The sequence below is a fragment of the Bacillus sp. AFS053548 genome (assembly GCF_002575105.1).
In the GTDB taxonomy this organism is placed as follows: domain Bacteria; phylum Bacillota; class Bacilli; order Bacillales; family Bacillaceae_G; genus Gottfriedia.
Window position 1 is genome coordinate 219,521 of sequence record NZ_NUHI01000015.1, and the last position, 24,159, is coordinate 243,679.

General features: G+C 32.4%; 26 protein-coding genes and 3 tRNA genes. 18 read left to right on the plus strand and 11 right to left on the minus strand.

The annotated features are described in order from the left end of the window. Positions 1 to 43: 43 nt before the first annotated feature. Together CN946_RS09190 and vrrA are read right to left on the minus strand one after the other, a co-directional pair. A complete protein-coding gene (locus CN946_RS09190; protein WP_098860851.1) occupies positions 44 to 988 on the minus strand; it encodes a 4-hydroxy-3-methylbut-2-enyl diphosphate reductase in 945 nt (314 codons plus the stop codon). A gap of 81 nt (positions 989 to 1,069) precedes the next feature. Further along, complete coding sequence (vrrA, locus tag CN946_RS09195; protein ID WP_098860852.1) at positions 1,070 to 1,858, minus strand: VrrA/YqfQ family protein; 789 nt, start codon at positions 1,856 to 1,858, stop codon at positions 1,070 to 1,072. A gap of 225 nt (positions 1,859 to 2,083) precedes the next feature. Here vrrA and CN946_RS09200 point away from each other — a divergent pair, with 225 nt between their 5' ends. After that, a complete protein-coding gene (locus CN946_RS09200) occupies positions 2,084 to 3,391 on the plus strand; it encodes a DEAD/DEAH box helicase (RefSeq protein ID WP_098860853.1) in 1,308 nt (435 codons plus the stop codon). Positions 3,392 to 3,512: 121 nt separating this feature from the next. Continuing rightward, positions 3,513 to 4,406, plus strand: coding sequence for a deoxyribonuclease IV (locus CN946_RS09205; protein ID WP_097974268.1), 894 nt, complete (start codon positions 3,513 to 3,515; stop codon positions 4,404 to 4,406). A 409-nt stretch (positions 4,407 to 4,815) separates the two neighbouring features. Here CN946_RS09205 and CN946_RS09210 read toward each other — a convergent pair whose 3' ends face one another. The 3 genes from CN946_RS09210 to CN946_RS09220 all read right to left on the minus strand — a co-directional run bounded on the left by CN946_RS09210 (position 4,816) and on the right by CN946_RS09220 (position 6,737). Next, the gene (locus CN946_RS09210; protein WP_098860854.1) at positions 4,816 to 5,118 is read right to left on the minus strand and encodes a hypothetical protein; all 303 of its coding nucleotides are present in this window, start codon (positions 5,116 to 5,118) and stop codon (positions 4,816 to 4,818) included. 118 nt (positions 5,119 to 5,236) lie between these two features. After that, the gene (locus tag CN946_RS09215; protein ID WP_097974270.1) at positions 5,237 to 5,488 is read right to left on the minus strand and encodes a DUF2624 family protein; all 252 of its coding nucleotides are present in this window, start codon (positions 5,486 to 5,488) and stop codon (positions 5,237 to 5,239) included. Between the two features lie 379 nt (positions 5,489 to 5,867). After that, positions 5,868 to 6,737, minus strand: coding sequence for a YitT family protein (locus CN946_RS09220; protein ID WP_098860855.1), 870 nt, complete (start codon positions 6,735 to 6,737; stop codon positions 5,868 to 5,870). A gap of 266 nt (positions 6,738 to 7,003) precedes the next feature. Between CN946_RS09220 and CN946_RS09225 the strand changes: the two genes are divergently transcribed. The 5 genes from CN946_RS09225 to CN946_RS09245 all read left to right on the plus strand — a co-directional run bounded on the left by CN946_RS09225 (position 7,004) and on the right by CN946_RS09245 (position 10,286). Continuing rightward, on the plus strand, positions 7,004 to 7,780 hold the full coding sequence (locus CN946_RS09225) for a metal ABC transporter ATP-binding protein (RefSeq protein WP_098860856.1): 777 nt from the start codon (positions 7,004 to 7,006) through the stop codon (positions 7,778 to 7,780). Beyond that, on the plus strand, positions 7,777 to 8,613 hold the full coding sequence (locus CN946_RS09230; protein ID WP_098428863.1) for a metal ABC transporter permease: 837 nt from the start codon (positions 7,777 to 7,779) through the stop codon (positions 8,611 to 8,613). Before CN946_RS09225 ends, CN946_RS09230 begins: the two co-directional genes overlap by 4 nt. Positions 8,614 to 8,620: 7 nt before the next feature. Then, the gene (locus CN946_RS09235) at positions 8,621 to 9,031 is read left to right on the plus strand and encodes a Fur family transcriptional regulator (RefSeq protein ID WP_069034156.1); all 411 of its coding nucleotides are present in this window, start codon (positions 8,621 to 8,623) and stop codon (positions 9,029 to 9,031) included. A 146-nt stretch (positions 9,032 to 9,177) separates the two neighbouring features. Next, positions 9,178 to 9,342: a DUF4083 family protein gene (locus tag CN946_RS09240; RefSeq protein WP_098860857.1), complete on the plus strand. Its 165-nt coding sequence runs from the start codon at positions 9,178 to 9,180 to the stop codon at positions 9,340 to 9,342. A 161-nt stretch (positions 9,343 to 9,503) separates the two neighbouring features. Next, positions 9,504 to 10,286, plus strand: a complete 783-nt coding sequence (locus CN946_RS09245; RefSeq protein ID WP_098860858.1) for an SDR family NAD(P)-dependent oxidoreductase — start codon at positions 9,504 to 9,506, stop codon at positions 10,284 to 10,286. A 162-nt stretch (positions 10,287 to 10,448) separates the two neighbouring features. On the opposite strand, the gene CN946_RS09250 is transcribed toward CN946_RS09245, so the two are convergent. After that, entirely contained in the window at positions 10,449 to 10,880 is a 432-nt protein-coding gene (locus CN946_RS09250) for a VOC family protein (RefSeq protein WP_098860859.1), read from the minus strand. 298 nt (positions 10,881 to 11,178) lie between these two features. Here CN946_RS09250 and CN946_RS09255 point away from each other — a divergent pair, with 298 nt between their 5' ends. Further along, positions 11,179 to 11,634 carry a hypothetical protein gene (locus CN946_RS09255; RefSeq protein WP_098860860.1) on the plus strand — a complete coding sequence of 152 codons (456 nt, stop codon included), beginning with the start codon at positions 11,179 to 11,181 and terminating at the stop codon, positions 11,632 to 11,634. A 240-nt stretch (positions 11,635 to 11,874) separates the two neighbouring features. Then, positions 11,875 to 13,485 carry a M20/M25/M40 family metallo-hydrolase gene (locus CN946_RS09260; RefSeq protein WP_098860861.1) on the plus strand — a complete coding sequence of 537 codons (1,611 nt, stop codon included), beginning with the start codon at positions 11,875 to 11,877 and terminating at the stop codon, positions 13,483 to 13,485. Positions 13,486 to 13,525: 40 nt separating this feature from the next. Here the strand turns inward: CN946_RS09260 and CN946_RS23805 are convergent, their stop codons facing one another. Beyond that, positions 13,526 to 13,657 (minus strand): hypothetical protein, encoded by a 132-nt coding sequence (locus CN946_RS23805; RefSeq protein WP_286133883.1) that lies wholly within the window; start codon positions 13,655 to 13,657, stop codon positions 13,526 to 13,528. Positions 13,658 to 13,766: 109 nt separating this feature from the next. Next, on the minus strand, positions 13,767 to 14,531 hold the full coding sequence (locus CN946_RS09265) for an arylamine N-acetyltransferase family protein (protein ID WP_176547275.1): 765 nt from the start codon (positions 14,529 to 14,531) through the stop codon (positions 13,767 to 13,769). 439 nt (positions 14,532 to 14,970) lie between these two features. On the opposite strand from CN946_RS09265, the gene CN946_RS09270 reads away from it, so the two are divergent. The 4 genes from CN946_RS09270 (at position 14,971) to CN946_RS09285 (ending at position 18,940) form a co-directional block, all read left to right on the plus strand. Continuing rightward, positions 14,971 to 16,023 carry a sulfate ABC transporter substrate-binding protein gene (locus CN946_RS09270; protein WP_098860888.1) on the plus strand — a complete coding sequence of 351 codons (1,053 nt, stop codon included), beginning with the start codon at positions 14,971 to 14,973 and terminating at the stop codon, positions 16,021 to 16,023. Positions 16,024 to 16,131: 108 nt separating this feature from the next. Then, positions 16,132 to 16,962 carry a sulfate ABC transporter permease subunit CysT gene (gene cysT / locus CN946_RS09275; protein ID WP_098860863.1) on the plus strand — a complete coding sequence of 277 codons (831 nt, stop codon included), beginning with the start codon at positions 16,132 to 16,134 and terminating at the stop codon, positions 16,960 to 16,962. Between the two features lie 2 nt (positions 16,963 to 16,964). Then, positions 16,965 to 17,846: a sulfate ABC transporter permease subunit CysW gene (gene cysW / locus CN946_RS09280; protein ID WP_098860864.1), complete on the plus strand. Its 882-nt coding sequence runs from the start codon at positions 16,965 to 16,967 to the stop codon at positions 17,844 to 17,846. Positions 17,847 to 17,857: 11 nt separating this feature from the next. Beyond that, positions 17,858 to 18,940, plus strand: coding sequence for a sulfate/molybdate ABC transporter ATP-binding protein (locus CN946_RS09285; RefSeq protein ID WP_098860865.1), 1,083 nt, complete (start codon positions 17,858 to 17,860; stop codon positions 18,938 to 18,940). 57 nt (positions 18,941 to 18,997) lie between these two features. Here CN946_RS09285 and ispG read toward each other — a convergent pair whose 3' ends face one another. The 3 genes from ispG to CN946_RS09300 form a co-directional block, all read right to left on the minus strand. Further along, a complete protein-coding gene (gene ispG / locus CN946_RS09290; RefSeq protein WP_098233313.1) occupies positions 18,998 to 20,098 on the minus strand; it encodes a flavodoxin-dependent (E)-4-hydroxy-3-methylbut-2-enyl-diphosphate synthase in 1,101 nt (366 codons plus the stop codon). A gap of 117 nt (positions 20,099 to 20,215) precedes the next feature. Beyond that, positions 20,216 to 20,548, minus strand: coding sequence for a hypothetical protein (locus CN946_RS09295; protein WP_098860866.1), 333 nt, complete (start codon positions 20,546 to 20,548; stop codon positions 20,216 to 20,218). Positions 20,549 to 20,666: 118 nt separating this feature from the next. After that, a complete protein-coding gene (locus CN946_RS09300; protein ID WP_098860867.1) occupies positions 20,667 to 21,425 on the minus strand; it encodes a DUF1189 domain-containing protein in 759 nt (252 codons plus the stop codon). A 314-nt stretch (positions 21,426 to 21,739) separates the two neighbouring features. On the opposite strand from CN946_RS09300, the gene CN946_RS09305 reads away from it, so the two are divergent. The 5 genes from CN946_RS09305 to CN946_RS09325 all read left to right on the plus strand — a co-directional run bounded on the left by CN946_RS09305 (position 21,740) and on the right by CN946_RS09325 (position 24,158). Next, positions 21,740 to 21,814: transfer RNA gene (locus CN946_RS09305), tRNA-Asn, on the plus strand. Positions 21,815 to 21,826: 12 nt separating this feature from the next. Further along, positions 21,827 to 21,903, plus strand: a tRNA-Met gene (locus CN946_RS09310). A 12-nt stretch (positions 21,904 to 21,915) separates the two neighbouring features. Further along, a tRNA-Ser gene (locus tag CN946_RS09315) sits at positions 21,916 to 22,005 on the plus strand. 208 nt (positions 22,006 to 22,213) lie between these two features. Beyond that, positions 22,214 to 22,822 (plus strand): superoxide dismutase, encoded by a 609-nt coding sequence (locus CN946_RS09320; protein ID WP_098860868.1) that lies wholly within the window; start codon positions 22,214 to 22,216, stop codon positions 22,820 to 22,822. A 118-nt stretch (positions 22,823 to 22,940) separates the two neighbouring features. After that, positions 22,941 to 24,158 carry an MFS transporter gene (locus CN946_RS09325; protein ID WP_098860869.1) on the plus strand — a complete coding sequence of 406 codons (1,218 nt, stop codon included), beginning with the start codon at positions 22,941 to 22,943 and terminating at the stop codon, positions 24,156 to 24,158. Position 24,159 lies beyond the last annotated feature (1 nt).

Here is a 24,159-nt window from a genome sequence, read left to right on the forward strand (position 1 = left end):
AAAAAATAGGACTTCCGGGATAAAAATCCAGAAGTCCTATTTTTTAGTCTTTTATTCTAACTTTAGGTAGTATTTTACTTAATTCTACTCCTGATCTTGTATCCCAAGTGCTTTCATCGTTTCGATCATACTTCTCCAAAAATGCGATAACTTCTCGAGTGATTGGTGTTGGAGTAGAAGCTCCTGATGTAACTGCTACAGTCTCAACGCCCTCTAACCATTTTAACTGAAGTTCAGTAATATCTGAAATACGGAATGCCTTTGTTCCTGCAATTTCATGCGAAACTTGTGCAAGTCTATTTGAGTTATTACTCATTGGGTCGCCTACAACAATTGTTAGATCTGCTTGGCTTGCTTGATCAGCAATTGCTTCTTGACGAACTTGAGTTGCCATACAAATTTCTTTATGAACATGAGCAGTCGGATACTTTTTAATTGCGTATTGAATTAATTCAACTACGTCCCATTGGCTCATAGTTGTTTGATTTGTAATGATAATTTTATCAGTAGGAATTTCTAAAGCATCAATATCAGATTTATTTTGAATTAGGTGAACAATCGAAGGTGCTATTCCGACTGCGCCCTCTGGTTCCGGATGTCCTTTTTTACCAATATAAATAAAGTGATAGCCTTCAGCCATTCGTTCTTTAATTAAATCATGTGTTTTCGTTACATCTGGACAAGTCGCATCAATCGTCGTAAGCCCTTTTTTAATTGCTTTTGATTTAACTTCTGGAGAAACTCCGTGAGCCGTAAAAATAACAGTACCTTTTTCAATCTTATCTAGGATATCTAATCTGCTTGGACCATCTAAAGTAATGATACCTTCTTCTTCAAATGCGTCTGTAACATGTTTATTATGAACAATCATACCAAGTATGTAGATTGGTCTTGGTAATGATGGATCTTTAGCTGCATTTCTAGCAATGACCATTGCATCTACAACTCCGTAGCAATAGCCTCGTGGGGTAACTTTAATAACTTTCATGGAGTAGCCCCTCCTTTATAATATTGTTGTCATTTTTTATTATAAAGGAGGGAGCTGCTACTATACAAAGAAAAAGAAAATTTACATAAACAATTTTGGTTTTGGATTTACGTTTGATGCAGTTTCTTCAATATGATGAGATGGTTCTACTACTTCTGACTTAATTGGAGCTTTTTTTCTTTTTTTTGGTTTTGTTTCTTCTGTTTGCGCAACCTCAACTATTCCATTTGTCTCATTTTTTTTACTTTTTTTTGCGTCAATCGGGTCGTCGGTATTTACTGCTTTAAATATTTTATAAATTGAAGGGAAATTTTTAATAGCAGGAGCGTATTGTTGAATCATTGGCGTGACTTGTTGAGCTGCTTGAACAGCTTTTTGCATACCACCGATGACACCTGTAATAGAAGTGTCTCCTCCCATTAATCGCGAGAAAAACCCTGGACTGCCATCATTTTCTTTTTCGGGTGGTTGCCCAGTCATTGGATATTGATTTTGTGATCCTTGTTGCTGATAATTACTACCGCCCTGTGGCTGCATTACTGGCTGGTTTTGAAAAGGAACAGGTTGTAAAATTTTATTTTGGCTTATATATTGTTGATGTGCGTTTAACTGCGGTTGATATGATATTGGTTGCTGATAATGACCTTGTTGCCCAACAATTTGTTGGACAGGTGGATAAAACTGTTGGTGATGTTGCTGAAAAGGTTGCTGCGGTGATTGGGGATATGGATATCTTTGATCAAAATTTGGTCTTGCACCGTATGGATTCTGTAAATTTTGATAAGGCTGTTGATAACTATTATAAAAATTTGGACCGTTCATAGGAAAAGGCTGTTTATTTTTTTTCTTAAATTTATCTAGTAATCCCAATCTAATACCTCCTTTCAAAAATACTCTTTATTACTTAGGCTATGCACATAATTTGAAATGGTTAGTATAGGACAGAATAAAAATTAAAATGCTACTAAAGAAGAAAGAAAAATTAGAATTAGCTTTATTGGGCAAATCTATTGTATAATAGATAATTGTAGCTATTTTGTATGAGGAGATAGATTCCTCATTACATAGAAAGTTTAAATTAAGAAGGTGAGTTATATGGCAATTTCATTTAAAAATTTTCAATTAAAACCATTTATTTTGGAAGCGATAGAGAAGAAACACTTTTCAGAACCAACAGAAATTCAACAAAAGATCATTCCTCAAGTTAAAACTGGACGTAGTGTAATCGGTCAATCGCAAACAGGGTCAGGAAAGACTCATGCATACCTAATTCCGACAATTAATACATTAGATCCATCTTTAGATCAAGTGCAATTAGTAATAACTGCTCCAACTCGTGAATTAGCGACTCAAATTTATAATGATGTTCAAGCAATTATTGAATGTTGTCCAGAAGATGAGCAATTAACTGCAAAAAACTTCGTTGGAGGAACCGACTACAAACGTACTGTTGAAAAACTTAAAAAACAGCCACATATTGTAATTGGGACTACTGGACGTATTAAAGATTTAGTAAATGATAATGTATTATTAGTTCATACTACAAGGTATTTAGTAGTGGATGAAGCGGATTTAATGTTAGATATGGGATTTATCCATGATGTGGACCAAGTTGCATCAAAAATGCCAAAGAAACTACAAATGCTTGTTTTTTCGGCGACAATTCCTGAGAAGCTTAAACCGTTTTTGAAAAAGTATATGGACAATCCTGAACATATTCATATTAATCCGCAACAACTTTCAGCTCAGAAAATTGAACATATTATTGTTCCAAGCAGACATAAAGACAAAGTTAAAATGGCTAAAGATATTTTATTAAGTTTTCAGCCATATTTAGCAATTGTCTTTACAAATACGAAGAAAAAGGCTGAAGAAGTTGCTTCTCAATTATCATCATATGGCTTAAAAGTTGGTCAAATTCACGGAGATTTAACTCCTCGTGAACGTAAAAAAATGATGAAGCAAATTCAAGATTTAGAGTTCCAATATATTGTTGCCACTGACTTAGCTTCTCGAGGAATCGATATTGAAGGTGTAAGTCATGTAATAAATATCGAACTACCAGCAGATTTAGACTTTTATGTACACCGTGTAGGACGTACAGGGCGTGCAAACTTCTCTGGAACTGCGATTACTATCTATGACCAAGAAGATGATCAAGCATTAGACAAGCTTCAAGACCGTGGTATTACATTTGAACATCGTGAACTTAAAAAAGGTGAGTGGGTTGATTTAGGTCCACGCGCAAAACGTAAGCTTCGTAAAAAAACAGATCGTAATTTAGATGCAGTTGCTAATAAAGCAATTAAAAAGCCATCTAAAGTTAAACCTGGCTATAAACGTAAATTGAATGCACAAAGAGAATCATTTAAAAATAATGTAAAAAGAAAAACGAGTAGATAGTTTGAAAAAGAAAGGAAGAATATTCCTTTCTTTTTCTTTTATAAGCAGGCGAACAATTTAACCATGATTGATTTTCATGTTAAAATGGTAAGTATGATTAATTAAGGTAGGAGCTGAAAGAATGTTACGAATAGGATCTCATGTTTCAATGAGCGGTAAGAAGATGTTTTTAGCCGCTAGTGAAGAAGCTGCAAGCTATGGTGCTAATACATTTATGGTGTATACAGGTGCGCCTCAAAATACACGTCGTAAAGCAATTGAAGATTTAAATATTGAAGCAGGTTTAAAACATATGGCTGAAAATGGAATTGCTGATATAGTAGTCCATGCACCATATATTATCAATATTGGAAATACTACAAATCCAGCTACCTATGAATTAGGTGTTGAATTTTTACAAAAAGAAATAGACCGTACAGCAGCATTAGGCGCAAAACAAATCGTATTACATCCAGGTGCTCACGTAGGTGCTGGTGAAGATGCTGGTATCGACAGAATTATTCAAGGTTTAAATGAGGTATTAACAGCTGAAACTCCAGTACAAATTGCGCTTGAAACAATGGCTGGAAAAGGTTCAGAATGTGGTAAATCATTCGAAGAAATAGCGAGAATTATGGAAGGTGTACACTACAACGATAAATTATCAGTTTGTTTTGATACATGCCATATTAATGACGCTGGTTATGATATCGTTAATGACTTTGATGGTGTCTTACAGCAATTCGATCACTTAATTGGGATCGATAAAATAAAAGTACTTCATATTAACGATAGTAAAAATCCAATGGGAAGTCGAAAAGACCGACATGAGAACATTGGATTTGGGTCGATTGGATTTAAAGCATTAAACTATATTGTTCATCATCCACAACTAATGGACATCCCTAAAATTTTAGAAACTCCATATGTTGGTGAAGATAAAAATAACAAGGTACCACCGTATAAATTAGAAATTGAAATGTTACGCAATCAAGAATTCAATGAAAACTTAATTCAAGAATTATTGAAAGCTTAATTCAAAGAAAACCAGCTCATTTTAAATATTGGGGCTGGTTTTATTATTGGACTGCAAATAAAATCTGGAAATCGCAATTAAAATCAGTAAAACTGCAATTAAAATTAGAGAATCGCAAATAAATTTATCAAAACTGCAATTAAATTCCTAAGAATCGCCAATAATATCCAAAATGACCCATACCCCTTGAGGTATTAAGACTTAAAAATCAGATAAAAATAGATACCTTCAAATGAAAAACGATCAAATATGCTCTTATTCTTACTAAAGTAAATTAAAAACTGTCAATTATTTTTAAATTATCAGTTAGAAATAAAAAGCAATATAGGATATACCCCAACTAACACTAGTAATAAAAAAAGGGCACCTATAAGTCAGTTAATCCGACTTATGAGATAGCCCGTTCGATCTAGCTTAATTCTATTTCTACAACCTTCTTTAACTTACTATCCAAATATGATGCAATTATTTTTCCGTCTTTAATTCTTTTCACAGTGACAACATTACTAACTAATTCGTGATCATGTTCGTCTAAGTGCATTAATTTAATATAGACCACATGTGCCTTGTCACGTTCGATTAAACTACTAGCGATATTAAGAGCTAAGTTATGGCTTAAATCATCCATATGAAACATGTGTTTGAATTTCACTTCGTCATCTGTTTCTTTGTCTAAATAAATTATTTCATAATGTAGCTCATGCAAATCCATATTAATCCCTCTCATTTCGTTTTAGAATAGTTAGGTGATTCTTTGTATGAGCATTATATGATTTGTGAAATGAGTAGAGTTATAAATTAAAGCTTTTTAATGAACATTTTAACCAAGCTTAAGTTAGTTTTTGAAAAATAATATCAACTTGTTGTGCAGTGGCTTTAGAGGTAACATTTGCAATTTGGGAAAGAATTTGTTTTTTATGTTCAGCGTCATAAATATTATAATTTTTCCCGTTTAATATTGCAGCCACTTTATTGGCTTGATCAGGCGTGATATACACTTGATATTGTTGGCTTAATTTTAATAAATCCTTTGGTGTTATACTATTTACCTTTTTATTTATGAGAGTTTGGATAATATTCATTCTGAACCTCCTCTTAGGTGAAATATTTCATCAATAAATTTTATGAAAGGTTGTTATAAATAATGTGCATAGGACACTAATCTCAATTGATTTTTCAAAAAATATAAAAATAGTGGGAGAGAGAGCGTTAGAAAACTGTGACATTTCTGCAATTTCATAAGGAGATTCAGAAGAAACTAGAAGACAAAAACTACATAATAATCGTGGAGTTCATTAAACGTTGTTAAAAGAATCGCATTTAACTTTCTAACTTATTCTCAGTAAACCTTATTACTGGAAAACAAAGGCATTGTAAAGCGAATTAAATAAACAACTCAATTAAACTATTAAAATAGAAAAGCTTGAATTCATGATAGAATTCAAGCTTAATTGTTTACTATTAGTGGATTGCTTTCTTCTTAAACTTTCCACCTTTAACATCAGCTATATTTCCGATTGCTACAAAGGCATTTTCATCATAGTCTTCAACAATCGATTTTAATTTTGCTTCTTCAAGTCTTGAAATGACTGTAAAGATGATTTTTTTATCTTCACCCATAAAGCCACCTTCGCCATGAAAATATGTAACTCCTCGACCTAATCGGGCATTTAATGCATCACCGATTTCTTTATCATTATCACTAATGATCCAAACAGATTTAGTATCCTGGAACCCTTCAATTGTTAAATCAATTGTTTTAAATGCTACATAATAGGCAATTAATGAATACATAGCATTATCCCATCCAAATACAAATCCTGCACTTCCAAGAATAAATACATTAAATGCCATAACAACCTCACCAATTGAAAAAGGTGATGATTTTGTTAAAAGTATTCCTATAATTTCAGTCCCATCAAGTGAGCCACCATTACGAATTACTAAGCCTACGCCAATTCCTAAACCTAATCCACCAAATAATGCAGCTAGTAAAGGGTCATTAGTTAAATGAGGAATGTCCTTAAAAAGAGTGGTAAATACTGAAAGTACAGTGATACCAAATAAAGTTGAAATAGCGAATGTTTTACCGATTTGCTTATAACCTACTATTACAAAAGGTAAGTTTAACAAGAATAGAAAAATACCGAGATTAATCGAAGTAATATGGGAGAGGATCAAAGAGATACCTACGATTCCACCATCAATGATATCAGTTGGAATAAAGAATGCTTTTAAGCAAGCTGCCATCAAAGCAGCCCCTAATGTAATAAAAAACCCCCGTCTAATAATCTTAAAGTTTGAAAGCTTACGATGTGTAATTGCGTTCAAAAAACCACCTCTTTATCTATATTTATATGTTAATTGTAACATATTGTATTTTTTGTCACAAAGTGATTAGTCTTATTTATTAAAAATACATTAAAGATTTTATCGGAAAATTAAGGGATTTAAAGTTTTAATAAAGATGAAATTAATTAAAAAACGAATAAATATTTTGCCGAGTTTTCTTTGTTTACAAATAAGAAGTATTCTCTTATACTAAGAACTTGAAGTAAAACGTAATTATTCCTAAATAGATGAAGGTGTTTTAATAAATGAGTCAAAATATCATAAAAATTGAAGATTTGTCTTATAGCTATGAACGTCAAAAGGTATTAACAGACATTAATCTTCTAGTAAAAAAAGGAGACTTTTTAGGTCTAGTTGGTCCAAACGGTAGTGGCAAATCAACTTTACTAAAATGTATATTAGGTATCCAACAACCAGATGAAGGAAAAATAGAGATATTCGATACTGATATTCGAAAAATGAAAAGCTGGGATAAGATCGGCTATGTATCTCAAAAAGCGAATAGCTTTAACTCTGGCTTTCCAGCATCGGTTTTTGAAGTAGTATCATTAGGTCTTGTTTCTAAAATTGGATTGTTTAACGGTTTTAAAAATTCGGATAAACAAAAAGTCGCTGAAGCATTAAAATCAGTTGGAATGTATGAATTTGCAAATCGTAATATCGGCGAACTTTCAGGTGGTCAACAACAGCGTGTCTTTATAGCGCGAGCACTTGTAAGTAATCCCGAACTTTTAATACTCGATGAACCAACCGTTGGGGTAGATGCTGAAAATGTAGAAAGCTTTTATCAATTACTTAGCGATTTAAATACTAAGCTTGGTATTACTTTATTATTAGTTTCCCATGACATAGGCATTATTACTGATAAAGTATCACATGTTGCATGTTTAAATAAAAGGCTACACTTCCATGGTAGTCGAGATAAGTTTAAAGATGCAACTGAGAAGGATTTGTCTCTTTTATATGGCCATTCTGTGCATGTACTATCTCACAATCACGAGAATGGAGGAGATCGAATATGATGGATTTCTTTCATTATGATTTTTTGAGAAATACATTAATCACTGGTATGATTATTGGGGTTATGGCTCCATTATTAGGTGTATTTGTTGTATTTAGAAGATTATCACTTATTTCTGATGCATTGAGTCACGTAACTTTATCAGGAGTTGCAGCAAGTCTTTTGCTTGAAAAGTTTTTCTTTACATCTGGCTTTATTAGCCCTTTATTTATGGGGATGACATTTTCAGTTGCAGGAGCATTTTTAATTGAAAAATTAAGAAGTGTTTATAAACATTATCAAGAGTTAGCAATTCCAATCATTCTTTCAGGAGGAATGGGATTAGGTGTCATTTTAATTTCATTAGCTAATGGATTTAATACAGATCTATTTAGTTATTTATTCGGTAGTGTTAGTGCTGTGTCACAAGAAGATTTAATTACTGTCATAATTATAGCTGTTTTTGTAGTAATATCTATCATAGTACTTTATAAAGAATTGTTCCTATTATCATTTGATGAAGAATATGCAGTTGCTTCAGGTATTAATGCAAAATGGATTCATTATTTGTTTATCTTATTAGTTGCTTTAGTAGTATCCATTTCTATGAGAGTTGTAGGGGTTTTATTAGTATCCTCTCTAATGACTTTACCAGTAGCAGCGAGCATACGAATTTCAAAAGGTTTTAAGCAAACAATTATTTTTTCAATTATTTTCGGAGAGTTTTCAGTTGTTGCAGGTATTTTGCTTTCTTATAATTTAAATCTCGCGCCTGGTGGTACGATTGTGATCCTGCAAATCCTTATTCTTATTTTTACTTTAAGTTTGAAGAAATTAAGAACAAGTCAAAGGTAGTGATTAAATGAAATTAGCAGATGCATCAAAATTATTAAAAGAAAGAGGCTTCAAAAATACGCCTAAACGATATGATATGCTTGAATATATTTTTAGGCAAAATAAATATGTAACTGCAAGAGATATTCAGCAAGCATTAAAAGATAAATACAAAGGACTTAGCTTCGATACGATCTATCGTAATTTATCCACATTTATTGAGGTTGATGTAGTGGAAGTTACAGAACTAGATGGTGAAAAACGTTTTCGATCGAAGTGTTCTTCTTCAGAGCATCATCATCATTTTATTTGTTTAGATTGTGGTAATACAAAAAGTATTTATAGATGCCCTATGGACAATTTATCTGTTGATTTACCTGGTTATACAGTACAAAGCCATAAATTTGAAATATACGGTCTTTGTCCAGAATGTAGTTGAATTCTATCCACTTTAGAGAGTACGGTTGTACTCTCTATTTATTTTAGGTATAAATATATATTACATAATTTTCCAATTTCGTTTATACTTTAACTAAAAGTGAGAAATTATTTTGATGCACTTAAAATAAGGAAGGAGAAAATCGTATGGCTATAGGAGATTTAATCTTTCAGTTGATTGTATTTTTAATACCAGTAGCTATTATTATTTTGGTTGTATTTATTTTTCGTTTTATTAGAAAGTATAGGCTGCAAATACAGAGGGTTGAAGCAAAGCTTGATAAGATAAACGAAAACTTAAAAAAAGATTAATAGTCTAATATTCCAAGTTTCTCAAGACAATATATGATTGTCTTTTTTTCTTTTATAAGGTATAGTAAGTTTCATCCTATACGTTTAAACGTTTAAACGTATAATCTTAATTTGAATTAAATGATAAAAAATATAAGTGTGAAGAGTAGGGAGAAAAAACGATGAAGTCAAATGAGACCGTATTGATTACAGGGGCATCCGGAGGAATTGGGAAAGAATTAGCTATTTTATTTGCAAGGGATGGATTCGATTTAGTTTTAGTAGCAAGATCGATTGATAATTTGATGGAAGTAAAAAGTGAAATTGAATCAATGTCGAAAGTAAAGATTCATCTACATTCAAAAGATTTATCTAAGGAAGAGGAAATAGTTTCTTTACAAAAGGAATTAAATGCCGAAACTATTCAAGTTGATTATTTAGTGAATAATGCTGGGTTTGGATTATTTGGAGAGTTTGCAACTACAAATTTAGACGATGAGTTAAACATGATTGATTTAAATATACGTACGGTTACACATCTAACAAAACTGTTTTTAAAAGGGATGATTGATCGAAATAAAGGTGGAGTGATGAATATCGCATCTACAGCAGCATTTCAACCTGGACCATTTATGGCTGTTTATTATGCTACAAAGTCTTATGTTCTTTCTTTTACGGAAGCACTTTCGAATGAAATGAAAGGAACAAATGTTAAAGTAACAGCTGTTTGCCCTGGTGCAACAGAAACGAATTTTGGAAAACGTGCCAATATGCATGAATCAAATTTATTCCAAAGTGGAGTAGGGAATGTAAAAGATGTTGCTAAAGTAGCATATAGGGGATTTAGAGATGGAAAGACAATTGTGATTCCTGGTATGACGAATAAAATACTAGCAAATTCTGTTCGATTCATGCCAAGAAAATTAGTTACGAATGTTGTAAGATATATCCAAAGAAGAATATAATTTGTTAAAACGACTCAGGCATATTTGACCGAGTCGTTTTTTTTTGCTGCTAAATTATGTATGAATTTCTAACTAATAATTTCTTTTAACATGGAAGTTTAGAACTATGTAAAATTAAACAAGCGATGTATTCGCGAATAGGTGTGGAATTAATAAAAGATATTATTGCTGCCCGGCAGGGTGTGTAAATACTTGGAAAAGTACGCCAAATTTGTCTACTACTTTACCATAACATGGGCTAAATCCAGTATCTTGTAATGGTAATTCTACTTCGCCACCTTCTGAAAGGCCTTCAAAAAATCGTTTTGATATTTCAATTTCATTTGTAGAAATACAAATTGTTACTTGGTTTCCACTTTGGAACGGGTAACCAGGATAAGTATCTGAAAGCATTAGTACTGATTCTCCAATTTGGATCGTTGCGTGCATGATTAAATTCTTAGCATCAGACGGTATCTTTCCTTCTGAATCGTCTCCAATTTCTCCATAAGTTTGACTAAATAATACCTTTGCATCAAGTGCTTTTTCATAAAAATTGATTGCTTCTTGAGCATTTCCATCCATGATTAAATAAGGGATTAATTCTAATGACATTTTCCACTTCACTCCTTGTTTAAAAATTAATTTTATTAATTTGAAAGAAACTTAAATATTCTAATATGCTTGTCTATCCATTACCATATTCTATTCTATCCATATCTAAATTATAAAATAAAGAACATATGTTTGCAATGTAGATTAATTTAAATTTTTTCCGACATAAAACGGGAACTTTTGTTCTTTTTTTATTTGTTAATCTATCCGTTAAATAGAGGGGAATTGCCTCTATTGTTGAATAGTATGCATTAGGGCAAGATGTTTAATAAACTTATAGCCTAGGAGGCTGAGTGGTTTGCAGGAGCTCAAAAAATATAGAAGAAATGTCTTCATATTATTGTTTGTTATATTTATTTCATTTATAGGACATTTTGCGAACTCATTGCCAATTGTTAGCAGAAGAATCTTAGAAGGGATTTTTTGGCTTTCGCTAATTAGTTGTTTTGGAGTTATTACAAATGGAGTAATAAAGTTTAGTCAAAAAATCGGTAAGTTAGCATACTTCTTTGTTTTAGGTAGTTTAATTAGTGCGATTTTTGCATTTACTATCGAAACTTTAAATACAATAAAGGTTATATCATTTTATATTTATTATATTTGTCTTTTTGCGAGCTTAATTACTGGTGTAGTAGCAATTATAAAAGAAGAAAAAGGGTTAGCAAAATTATCGGGATTTATAGTAATGTTCTTATTTGGACTAATTTTTGTGTGTACTTTTATTGTATGGAATATAAATGGTGCTCAATATTAAGCGTAAGACTGTGCCAAGCGCTTGTAATCAGTCTGACAATCAAGTTTGTAAGAACTACTTTGAATATATACTGCTATTAATTTTACCATCTAGAAATAGATGGTTTTTTATTTTACCGTTTTTACTATTTAAAAAAGGTATTAAGTTACATTTATAGAATAGGTGAGATATTGATCGCATTACCCATTTCCAATTAGAGATATTGAAACTTAAATTACAGAATGATTATGGGGGACAGTTATGAATGAGATGTTATGGAATTCACCAGAAAACTTGAAAACATTACTAACAGAACTAGTAAGCTGGAAAAGTATAACGCTAACAGATGGGGAACGGCAATTTCCTGTTAATTTATTAAACAAGCTATCAGCTTTACAATATTTTAAAGACTTACCACATCAACTGAAGTTACATGATTCAGATAAAGGTCGGAAATTTTTAACTGCATTGTATAAAAGGCCAGATGTAAAAGATACGATTTGTCTTATAAGTCATTTTGATACGGTAAATACAGAAGAATATGGTGAGCTTGAACATTTGTCTACAAAAACAGAGGATTTAACAAATGCATTTCATGAACGGCTAAATGAATTATCAAAAGAAGTCCAAAGTGATTTGAATTCTGGTGAATATTTATTTGGTCGCGGTTCGATGGATATGAAAATGGGACTTGCGATGCATATGAGTCTTATTGAGAAAGCGAGTATTGAGGAATGGCCAATTAATCTTTTATTATTAACTGTTCCTGATGAAGAGGTAAATTCGGCTGGAATGCGTGACGCGGTCTCAACTCTTGTAAATCTTCAGGAAGAATATGATTTGAATTTTAAATTATTTTTAAATGGTGAGCCCGTATTTTCACAAGAACCAGGAGATCCAAAATATTATATTTACTCTGGTACAATTGGCAAAATAATGCCAGCAGCATTATTTTATGGTAAAGAAACTCATGCTGGAGAACCATTAAGTGGCATAACATCTCCATACATTGCATCTTTTTTAACTAAAAAAATGGAGTGGAATGAGGAGTTTCAAGAGATTGATTTTGGTGAGAAGACGCCGTTACCTGTTACATTACAGCAGAAGGACTTGAGGTTGGAGTATTCGACTCAAACACCTTTTCGTTCATGTGCGCTATACAATGTGTTTTTAATGAAAAGAAATGCTTCTGAAGTTTTTACTTTATTCGAAAAAGTAGCACACGAAGCTGCTGAAGAATGTAGTTTTGAATATGAAAATATTTGCAAAAAAAATAACGTAAATCCAGTTGGAAAAGTAAAAGTTATCCAATATGCAGACTTACAGCAATATGCAACTAGGAAGCTCGGCGAGGATTATGTGTTAAACCTTAAAAAAGAAATTCATTCGCACAGTGAATGGGATGATCGTGAGAAGTCATTTAGAATTGCAGACAATTTAATGATTGAATGTCAGGAACTTGCACCTGCTATTATCATTTTATTTGCACCACCTTACTATCCAGCAATAAATTCTACTGGAGATGAGTTAGTGGAGAAATGTATTCAATTTTCTTCTGAGCTTGCTAGTAATCAGTTTAATTTACCTGTAAAACGGATTCACTATTTTAATGGAATAAGTGACTTAAGTTATGTTAATTACAGTGATTCGTCTGGCGGATGGACAGCATTCGAGTTGAACACACCAGTATGGGGAGACAGTTATACTTTACCTTTTAGTTTAATGGAAAAATTAAATGCACCGGTGTTAAATATTGGACCGTTCGGAAAAGATGCCCATAAGTTAACTGAGAGGTTACATATGAGAAATGCTTTTGAAGAAGTGCCATATATAGTAGAAGAAGTGATTCATATGATTAGTAAAATAAAATAAGAAAAATAAAACCTTCTAAATTAGAAGGTTTTATTTTTCTTTAGTATTCTATTTCTTCAATATCCTTTGGCTGTGGAAGTGGTTGGTTATTTTTTTTGCTCTGATTTATATTATTTATTTCGTCTTCTCTTCTTTCTCTTATAATGCTGTTTTCCTTTTCGCGATTTTTCAACTTAATTGCTCCCTTCACTTCGATTATAGTTAATTTGTGCTAAAATTAACTATTTTATTAGAAGTTTGAGGAGCGAAAAGGGGGAATGTTCAGGGCATGGCCAATTCGTTTAACCTTTTATTTCTACTTTTTGATTAAATAAATTATTAAAAATTGATTGCCACTCATCTTGATTTTTTATCTCAGTTATACAGATTCTATGATTTTTGGTTACTTTTAATTGGTGATCTGATAATGAAATTCTTCCTTCTTTCGTTAATAAGTTGACGATTTTATATTGGGTGAAAATGGTTTCATTACTAGTTTGGAAGTACTTAAATTGTTCTTCGAATTGTTGGAGCTGTTTTGGAATAATTGAAATGAATAGTAAGTCCTTCCAAGTTCCATTGAATTTTTGAAGTATGAAATTCGAATTGTCTTGTTCGATCATTCGATAGGATCCATTTGGATCTGAGTATTCATAATAGTCACGAAGCAAGAGTGGTTCTAAAAAACCGCTACCAATTCCTACGTCTGCGAGATAGTTTTGATCGTCAATTTTTACTAATATAGATAAATGTGAGAATTCGGGATTCCAACACTGTTTATCTTCATTCCAAAATTTAGTTGAAATAAAAGATACATTGAAACCTAATTCGTGTAGGACTGAAAAAAGTAATGAATTCGTTTCAAAACAAATCCCACCACGCTTACCTGTAGCTATTTTTTTCATAATTTCAGAAGGATTCATTGAGAGCGGTATTTGAGAAATAATATCGATATTTTCAAATGGTATTGAAAGTAAATGGTGCTTATGAATTTGTTTTAATGAGGAATATGAAATTGTTTGGGTTTTATTTAAACGGATGTGTTTAAAATATGACTCGATTAGCATGAAATCCTCCATAAAATTTAATGTAAATAGTAAATATAATGAGTATACAATGAGGATTGTATAAAAAGTGAAAAACAAGAGAAATAATTTAAAATTTTCTAAAATCATAGTTGACACATAGGAATAGTGTGTTTATTATTAAGCTTATATAAAAAATCAATATGGCTGATTGGAAGACCAAAGGCCCTTAACTATTTTCATTAGTTAAGGGTCTTTTTGCACTTTAAAAAGGATAAATTGGCAGCGATGAAGAGTACTCGGTGTAGCTGCCAATTATAGGAATAAAGTATAAGTGCAACTACGTCTCTGCCTTCGCCTAAAAGGCTAGGCAATCGAAGAGTTTTCTTTACATTTGTGCCTTAAAGGGGAGATTTTAATGTGTTGAAGGTAGAGATGGGTACAAATAAAAAACGGAAAATTGAAATTGAGAGGGGCAGACATTGTGGGGGCAAAAAAATGGATTATTAGCTCGGTAGTTGTTGTATTAGCAGTTTCGGGAGTATTGTATGCGACCTTGAAGGATGATAAATCTGAGGCTACTAATACTGAAGCAGCAAATAAAAACGTGGAATTGTTAAATGTTTCTTATGATCCAACTCGTGAATTATATGAAAATTATAATAAGGCTTTTAGTAAATATTGGGAAAAAGAACATAACCAAACTGTAACAATTAAACAGTCTCATGGTGGTTCTGGAAAGCAAGCTAGGGCAGTAATTGACGGTTTAGATGCTGATGTAGTTACACTAGCTCTTGGATATGATATTGACTCGATCAATGAAAAGGCACAACTAATATCCCCTAATTGGCAAAAAGAATTTAAATACAATTCAACTCCTTATACATCAACAATTGTTTTTTTAGTAAGGAAAGGAAATCCGAAAAATATTAAGGATTGGGATGATTTAACGAAAAAAGGAGTTCAAGTAATTACTCCAAATCCAAAAACTTCGGGTGGTGCAAGGTGGAATTATTTAGCTGCTTGGGGCTACGCAGACAAAAAATATAATGGCGATGAGAAAAAAGTAAAAGCGTTTATGAAGAAATTATATAAAAACGTTCCAGTATTAGATACTGGCGCACGCGGTTCAACAACTACATTTGTTGAAAAAGGAATTGGAGATGTATTAATTGCATGGGAAAATGAAGCATTACTTTCTGTGAAGGAATTAGGTGAGGGGAAATATAAAATTGTATATCCTTCGATTAGTATTCTAGCTGAACCACCTGTCGCGGTTGTTGATAAAAATGTGAAGGAAAAGAAAACTGAAGAAGTGGCAAAGGCCTACTTATCTTATCTTTATAGTAAAGAAGGTCAAAAAATCATTGCCGAAAATTATTATCGTCCGAGAGATAAAGAGATACTCGCTAAATATAGTGAACAATATCCTAGCCTGCCATTGTTAACAATTGATAAAGATTTCGGAGGATGGAGTAAAGCTCAATCGAAGCATTTTGATGATGGTGGCGTATTCGACCAAATTTATCAATAATCACGTAATTGGAAAATGAGGAGGACATTGGACTTTATTGAGCGTTTTACTAGCGCTTAAACCAAATCTTCTTTATTTGATTTTTATTTTAAGGAGGATTGACAGAATTTGTTTAAGAAGCGGAAAAGAATCCTACCTGGATTTGGATTAACCTTTGGATTTTCAATATTATATATAAGTTTTTTTATTTTTCTTCCGGTATCGATGTTGTTCTTACATTCTTTCGATATAGGTTGGTCAAAATTTTTTAAAATTATTAGTGAACATAGAGTACTAATGTCTTATAAAGTAAGTTTTGGAACTGCCTTTATTGCGGCGATTATTAACGCTGTTTTTGGTTTATTAGTAGCCTGGGTGCTTGTACGTTATCGTTTTCCTGGAAAACGAATTGTAGATGCATTCATTGATTTACCTTTTGCATTACCGACTGCAGTTGCTGGTATTACTTTAACAACATTGTATTCTCCTGATGGTTGGGTTGGAAAATTTTTCTCTTTCAAAATTGCTTATACACCACTTGGGATTATTATAGCTCTTACATTTATCGGGTTACCATTTGTAGTTAGAATGGTTCAACCTGTTCTTGAAAATTTTCAAAAAGATGTTGAGGAAGCAGCAGCAAGTCTAGGGGCAAACCGTTTTCAAATTTTTTGGAAGGTAATTTTTCCAGGGATTTTACCAGCATTATTGACTGGATTTTCTTTAGCATTCGCAAGATCATTAGGTGAGTATGGGTCTGTCGTATTTATTTCGGGAAATATGCCAATGAAGACTGAAATTACACCCTTGTTAATTATGACAAAATTAGAGCAATATGATTACTCGGGTGCAACTGCACTTGCAATTGTGTTATTAGTAACTTCTTTCTTACTCTTATTGATCATTAGTATTTTTCAAAGATACGCAAATCGTGCTTTTGTTCAAGGGGGTAAGGGTTAAGCATGGAAAGAGAATTTAAGATAGAGAGAAAAATAGAAGTGAATGCTAGTACTGTGAAAAAAGCAAAATTGAACGGCAATGCGATTCCAATCATTTTAATTAGTATTGTCATACTTTTTTTAGCGCTTTTTTTATTTCTTCCATTAGTTTCCATTTTTATAAAGGCTTTACAAGATGGTTTTGGAGTTTATAAAGAAGCGATTGTAAATGATGAGACGTTAGCAGCAATTAAATTGACGTTTTTGGTAACGATTATTACGTTACCACTTAATGCGATTTTTGGCGTTTCGATTGCTTGGGCTACAACGAAATATAATTTTAAAGGAAAAAATATATTAGTAACTTTAATTGAACTTCCTTTTGCAGTGTCGCCAGTTGTAGCAGGATTTTTATTTGTTCTATTATTTAGTCCGAATAATGGGATTTTTGGTGGTTGGTTAAAGGAACATAATTTGAAAATCATCTTTTCAACCCCAGGAATTGTTCTAGCAACAATTTTTGTCACGTTGCCTTTTGTAGCGAAAGAATTAATTGCGGTTATGCAGGCAACAGGGAGTGCTGAAGAAGAAGCCGCACTAACTTTGGGTGCGAACGGATGGCATATTTTTTGGAAGGTGACACTTCCAAAAATTAAATGGGGACTTTTGTATGGCGTTATATTATGCAATGCAAGAGCGGTTGGAGAATTTGGTGCTGTATCAGTTGTATCTGGGCATATTCGCGGAGAAACAATTACAATGCCACTTCATATTGAAAATTTATATAATGAGTACCAATTTCCACAAGCATATACAGTTGCGTCACTCATGTCCATTTTTGCGATTCTGACATTACTTATTAAAAATATAATTGAATGGAAAGTTCTAAAGGAAGAGAAACAATAGGAGAGGATCGTATGTCAATTAAAGTTTTAAATGTAATAAAAAGTTATGAAAATGAAACTGCCTTAAAAGGAATTGATTTAAATATAAAAAAAGGGGAATTAGTTGCTTTATTAGGTCCATCCGGGTCGGGTAAAACAACATTGTTGCGAATAATTGCCGGTTTAGAAAATCCAGATTTGGGTGAAATATTTTTTGAAGATCAGGATGTAGCAAATGTGCAGGTAAAAGAAAGAAATGTAGGATTTGTATTCCAGCATTATGCTTTATTTCAGCACATGACTGTTTTTGAAAATATTGCTTTTGGTTTGAAGGTTAGACCAAGAGCTACACGTCCTTTAAAAAGAAAAATTAATGAGAAAGTGATGGAATTACTATCTTTAGTAAAATTAGAAAGCTTTGCTAATCGATTTCCTTCTCAATTATCTGGTGGACAAAGGCAACGTGTTGCATTAGCAAGGGCATTAGCTGTTGAACCAAGTGTATTATTATTAGATGAACCATTTGGGGCATTAGATGCAAAAGTTCGAAAGGATTTAAGAAGGTGGTTACGTAAACTTCATGATGAGATTCATATTACGAGTATATTTGTAACACATGATCAAGAGGAAGCACTTGAAGTTGCAGATCGAGTTGTCATTATGAATGGAGGGACGATTGAACAAATCGGAACACCTGAAGAAGTTTACCATACGCCAGCAAGTCCGTTTGTTTATGATTTTCTTGGCAAAGTAAATTTATTTCATGGAAGGATCAATAAGGGGAGCTTAATAAGTGGAGGATTAGAAATCCCGTTACCCGAATTAGATGAACAAGAACATAAAGAACATAAAGAGGTTACTGGTTATGTTCGTCCTCATCAAATTACAATCGAAAAATTTGAAACAAATCAAACGTCGATCAGTGCAATCGTAACTCATATTCATGCTGTAGGACCTATCGTATATGTGGAAGTTCTACGGGAAGATACAAATGATTATGTTGAAATTGAACTGATGAATGAATTATTTTACGAACTAAATATTCAACTTGGAGAAAGGGTATTTGTCCGTCCTAATGAATTGAAGGTATTTAGTCCTCAAGATTATTCTATTTGAAAAGATAGGAAAAAATAAAAAGGTTAAGGAGCAGTGTCCTTAACCTTTTTGTTATTATTAACCTTTTGCTGCTTCTAGTTCAGCTAGTTTTTCTTTGGCAATGATATCGATTTCGCGTTTTAGTTCTTCAACCATTGTTGCTTCTGGTACTTTACGTACGATTTCCCCGTGACGGAATAGTAATCCTTCACCACGAGCTCCAGCAATACCGATGTCTGCTTCGCGTGCTTCACCAGGACCGTTTACTGCACATCCAAGTACGGCAACTTTAATTGGTACTTTTAATGTTGAAATGTATTCTTCAACATCATTCGCAATACTAATTAAGTCAATTTCGATTCGACCACATGTTGGGCAAGAAATTAATGTCGCAGCGTTTGAAGATAAACCGAAAGATTTAAGTAATTCTCTTGCAACTTTTACTTCTTCAACTGGATCTGCGCTTAATGAGATACGCATTGTATTTCCGATCCCTTTACTAATGATTGCACCTAAACCAGCGGCACTCTTAACTGTACCAGCAAATAAAGTGCCTGATTCAGTAATACCTAAATGTAAAGGATAATTGAATGCTTTTGAAGCTTTTTCATATGCCTCAATTGCAAGGTTTACATCAGATGCTTTCATCGAAACGATGATGTCATGGAAATCTAAATCTTCAAGGATTTTAATATGATGTAATGCACTTTCAACCATTCCATCAGCAGTTGGGTAACCATATTTCTCTAAGATTCGTTTTTCTAATGAACCAGCATTAACACCGATACGAATTGGAATTCCTTTAGCTTTAGCAGCATTCACTACTGCTTCAACTTTTTCTTTACGACCGATATTACCTGGATTAATTCTTATTTTATCTACTCCGCCTTCAATTGCTTTTAAGGCTAATTTATAATCAAAGTGTATATCTGCAACAAGTGGTATGTTAATTTGTTTTTTAATATCAGCAATTGCATTCGCAGCTCTTTCGTCTGGTACTGCAACTCGAACAATCTGACATCCAGCTTCTTCAAGTCGTTTAATTTCTGCAACTGTTGCTTCAACATCGTGTGTTTTTGTCGTTGTCATACTTTGGATCGAAATTTCATTCGCTCCACCAACAACTACATTACCTACTTTAACTGCACGTGTTTTACTTCTATGTGTAATTTCGTTCACGAGTAACTCGCTCCTTCAAAAATAACTTTATTTCTATTTTGTATAAATCTACATTATCATATTTTCTACATGATTACTCTTTTTATCAACTGGTTCTAAAGAAATATATCACAAATTTTATTTTTGTGAAGAGTAAATTGGGAATTTATATGATTTTCCACTTTGAATTTTAGCAGGTGAAAGTCCATTGTTTAATGCACTAAAATCTTTTGTAATTTGGCTAATTGGCTGGTTAAAATCAGGGTTAAGGTCTTCGATAATTCCTAAAACAGTGTCACCATTTTTAACTTGAATTTTTTCATATTTTAGAAGTGAGGTTGCTTTTGTTTCTGATTTTGTTGCTTTTGCCACTGTAGCTATATGTTTAGTTGGGATTGTCCCTACTTGTAGGTCAAAAAATATTATATATGCAAGCAATAAAGAACCTAGTAAAAAAGCTATTTTTTTCATTAATAATCACTCCTTTTGTAGACTATATGCTTGTCCACAACGAATATTCCTACTAGGAGCTTGGACTAATAAATATTTTAGCAAAAAAAAAGAAGTGTGAAACACACTTCAGTAAACATTATTTTTTAGAAGGTAAATTTTTAATTGTTAATGTGTACATACCAACTGTAATCAAAATAAAAATTAAAGTTTGGAATGGAATATTTATTTTCAATAACCCTAGCAATAAATAGATAACAGTAGGTAGTGTTAAGCTATACGAAACCATTGCAAAGCGTTGTCTAAAAGGCAAGTGCTTAGTCGATTTAAATAAAGCTGTTAAAAACGCTAATAATGTAGCAACTATAAATATGAAGATACAAGAGCCTAAATAAAATAGGGAAAATAATGCGATTAAAAATACTGGAAGAGCTTCTTTAATATTTTTAATAAATTTTGAAACGTCTGCTTTGTTTATTTTTGTAGATTTTAATGAAGGGTAAGGGTAATCTTGCTCTCCTTTATCATTTTTAATAATTACTCTATTTTTTAAAACAACAACAGCAAATTGTTCATTTTTTAATTTTGAAGGTATAACTGTTTCATTTGGATAAAAAGCATATTTATATTCGCCGATATTTCGTTCGAACGGCGTATTATCGTTAATTGATATAGCTCCTTTGTTTAAAGAAATTGACTGAATATTGTCTTTAAGCAAATCAGAAACATTGTTCACCTGAAGCTTCACATTTTTTTCAAATGAAAAGAAACCCGGAAGAGTATATAAAATTGCTAGTAGGAAAAGAAAAAAGATTGTTTTACCGATTTTTTGGAGTCTATATCTTGATATTGTTTTTGGAGAGTATAAACTAAACCAAAATTGTTTAAATATATTCATAAACTCATCCTTTCTTATTTAATGTTATTTCACTTCCCGAAATTTATTATGTAACTTTCGGGCTATTTTGTATATTATAATCTTTTTTTGGTCATTGAATATTAAACTTTAATTAAAATGATAAGAGTAAATAAGAAGAGCAAGACAATGGTTTAAGAATCGTACTTAAGTTTGGCTTTAAATCTCGATAAAACAATTTATTTTCACTAAAAAATAATTAATATAAATTAATAATCAAAAAAATAATAAAAAGTATTGACGTCTAGTTTGAAACATGATAAATTAAATATTGTCTTAAGGACAACACGAATTATTCCGCAGTAGCTCAGTGGTAGAGCACTCGGCTGTTAACCGAGTGGTCGTAGGTTCGAACCCTACCTGCGGAGCCATTTATATAGTTTGGCGGTGTAGCTCAGCTGGCTAGAGCGTACGGTTCATACCCGTGAGGTCGTGGGTTCGACTCCCTCCGCCGCTACCAATATTTTATTATGGAGTAATACCCAAGTCCGGCTGAAGGGATCGGTCTTGAAAACCGACAGGGGTGTAACAGCCCGCGGGGGTTCGAATCCCTCTTACTCCTTAATTAGTGAAAAAGTTTTCAACTTTCATGTTGAAGACTTTTTTCGTTTTTTATATCTTCTATGATCCCCAACGCTTAAATAATTTTCTTCCAAAAATTAATCTTTTTTACTTTCTTTCCCTTTTCTCAAGCATAACTATTGAAATCTTTCGGTATATTTGATAACTTTAAATTGAAATTCACTATTATCTTTGGGAGGAAATAAAAAATGTCAAAATTTGAATTACCACAATTACCTTATGCTTATGATGCATTAGAGCCACACTTTGATAAAGAAACAATGAATATTCACCACACTCGTCACCACAATACATATGTAACAAACTTAAACGCTGCTTTAGAAGGTAAAGAAGTAGCTACTTCTTCAATTGAAGAATTAATTTCAAACTTAGATGCACTTCCAGAAGGTATCCGTACAGCTGTACGTAACAATGGTGGTGGACATGCTAACCATAGCTTATTCTGGACTTTATTAACTCCAGAAGGCACAGGCACTCCAGTTGGTGAAGTTGCTGAAGCAATTAACGCTAAATTCGGTAGCTTAGATGAGTTAAAAGCTGCTTTCACTCAAGCTGCATTAACTCGTTTCGGTTCTGGTTGGGCTTGGTTAGTAGTAAACAATGGTGAGTTAGAAGTGACTAGCACAGCTAACCAAGATTCACCTTTAATGGAAGGTAAAACTCCTATCTTAGGTTTAGATGTATGGGAGCATGCTTACTACTTAAACTACCAAAACAAACGCCCTGATTACGTTGGTGCATTCTGGAATGTAGTAAACTGGGAAAAAGTAGAAGAATTATACCAAGCTGCTAAATAATTTATAAAAAATGAACACTACTTAATTTATTTAAGTAGTGTTTTTTTTTTATGTTTCAAAAAAGGATAAATTTTCATTTACTCGGAAAACTAGTTCATGAGACAAAGGAGAGTTTAATATGAGTAAGTGGAAATTTTTATTAGGTGACGTAGATTTAAATAAAGATTTAGTTCTTTTACTGAGTGTCGGTGGATTGTTTACTTTAGCGACAGCTTTATCTAGTACATTTGTAAATGTTTATTTGTGGAAGCAATCAAATAATTATTTACCAATTGCTTCGTACCAATTTTCGATCGCATTTTTTCAAGCTCTTACATTCGTAATAGCAGGCAGATTAGCTAAAACAATTGATCGAGTTGTCATTTTAAGAGTGGGTATTTCTTTTTTGGCGATATTCTACATAGTCGTTTTACTATTTGAAACGAAGACATTATTAGCAACAATTTTGATTGGAGCGATTTTAGGGGTAGGTAATGGCTGTTACTATTTAGCGTTTAACTTATTAACGTTTGAAGTTACTGAACCTGAAACTAGACAATTTTTTAATGGTTTTTTAGGGCTAATTAATTCGTTCACGGGAATGCTTGGCCCATTTATAGCTGGAGCGATTATTTCTTCAATGATCGGAAATAAAGGTTATCATTTTGTGTTTCTTGCTGCAGTTATTTTATTTATATGTGCAGTAGTCTTAAGTTATTTCTTAGTTAGACGGGAACTTGATAGTGAATTCAATATTAAGCGCGTCATTCAAGAAAGAAAATTAAATGAAAATTGGCGGAAAGTAACTTATGCTAATTTCTTTCAGGGGATTCGTGAAGGGATTTTTATGTTTGTTATTTCAATTTATATTTACTTATCTACGGGAAGTGAATTTGCTCTGGGGAAATACGGATTAATTACATCGTTAATTAGCTTTATTACCTATTATATTGTTACAAGGATTATAAAAGAAAATTTTAGAATGAAAGCTATATTTATTGGTGGTTTTCTATTATTCTGCGCTGTTTTTGTAATCGCTTTTAAAGTTTCGTTTCCTTTATTAATCATTTACGGTGCAATAATTTCTTTGGCATATCCAATCATTTTAGTACCTTACTTATCTTTAACATATGATATAATAGGAAAATCGTATAAGGCCAGGGAATATAGAGTGGAATATATCGTAATACGTGAAGTGTATTTAAATAGCGGTAGAATGTTTTCTATTGCAGTTTTCATTGTATGTACATCACTATTCCAACCAGAACAAGTTATTCCATTATTAATGTGTTTATTTGGTGCAGGACACTTTTTGGTCTATTTCGTAATGAGAAAATTAGAATATAAGCATGCTTAAG

Bases quoted from the DNA above. Each gene is read 5' to 3' on its own strand.
- CN946_RS09190 (WP_098860851.1), bottom strand. From the start codon at position 988: ATGAAAGTTATTAAAGTTACCCCACGAGGCTATTGCTACGGAGTTGTA.
- CN946_RS09200 (WP_098860853.1), top strand. From the start codon at position 2,084: ATGGCAATTTCATTTAAAAATTTTCAATTAAAACCATTTATTTTGGAA.
- CN946_RS09205 (WP_097974268.1), top strand. From the start codon at position 3,513: ATGTTACGAATAGGATCTCATGTTTCAATGAGCGGTAAGAAGATGTTT.
- CN946_RS09210 (WP_098860854.1), bottom strand. From the start codon at position 5,118: ATGGATTTGCATGAGCTACATTATGAAATAATTTATTTAGACAAAGAA.
- CN946_RS09215 (WP_097974270.1), bottom strand. From the start codon at position 5,488: ATGAATATTATCCAAACTCTCATAAATAAAAAGGTAAATAGTATAACA.
- CN946_RS09225 (WP_098860856.1), top strand. From the start codon at position 7,004: ATGAGTCAAAATATCATAAAAATTGAAGATTTGTCTTATAGCTATGAA.
- CN946_RS09230 (WP_098428863.1), top strand. From the start codon at position 7,777: ATGATGGATTTCTTTCATTATGATTTTTTGAGAAATACATTAATCACT.
- CN946_RS09235 (WP_069034156.1), top strand. From the start codon at position 8,621: ATGAAATTAGCAGATGCATCAAAATTATTAAAAGAAAGAGGCTTCAAA.
- CN946_RS09240 (WP_098860857.1), top strand. From the start codon at position 9,178: ATGGCTATAGGAGATTTAATCTTTCAGTTGATTGTATTTTTAATACCA.
- CN946_RS09245 (WP_098860858.1), top strand. From the start codon at position 9,504: ATGAAGTCAAATGAGACCGTATTGATTACAGGGGCATCCGGAGGAATT.
- CN946_RS09250 (WP_098860859.1), bottom strand. From the start codon at position 10,880: ATGTCATTAGAATTAATCCCTTATTTAATCATGGATGGAAATGCTCAA.
- CN946_RS09260 (WP_098860861.1), top strand. From the start codon at position 11,875: ATGAATGAGATGTTATGGAATTCACCAGAAAACTTGAAAACATTACTA.
- CN946_RS09265 (WP_176547275.1), bottom strand. From the start codon at position 14,531: ATGCTAATCGAGTCATATTTTAAACACATCCGTTTAAATAAAACCCAA.
- cysW (WP_098860864.1), top strand. From the start codon at position 16,965: ATGGAAAGAGAATTTAAGATAGAGAGAAAAATAGAAGTGAATGCTAGT.
- CN946_RS09285 (WP_098860865.1), top strand. From the start codon at position 17,858: ATGTCAATTAAAGTTTTAAATGTAATAAAAAGTTATGAAAATGAAACT.
- CN946_RS09295 (WP_098860866.1), bottom strand. From the start codon at position 20,548: ATGAAAAAAATAGCTTTTTTACTAGGTTCTTTATTGCTTGCATATATA.
- CN946_RS09300 (WP_098860867.1), bottom strand. From the start codon at position 21,425: ATGAATATATTTAAACAATTTTGGTTTAGTTTATACTCTCCAAAAACA.
- CN946_RS09320 (WP_098860868.1), top strand. From the start codon at position 22,214: ATGTCAAAATTTGAATTACCACAATTACCTTATGCTTATGATGCATTA.
- CN946_RS09325 (WP_098860869.1), top strand. From the start codon at position 22,941: ATGAGTAAGTGGAAATTTTTATTAGGTGACGTAGATTTAAATAAAGAT.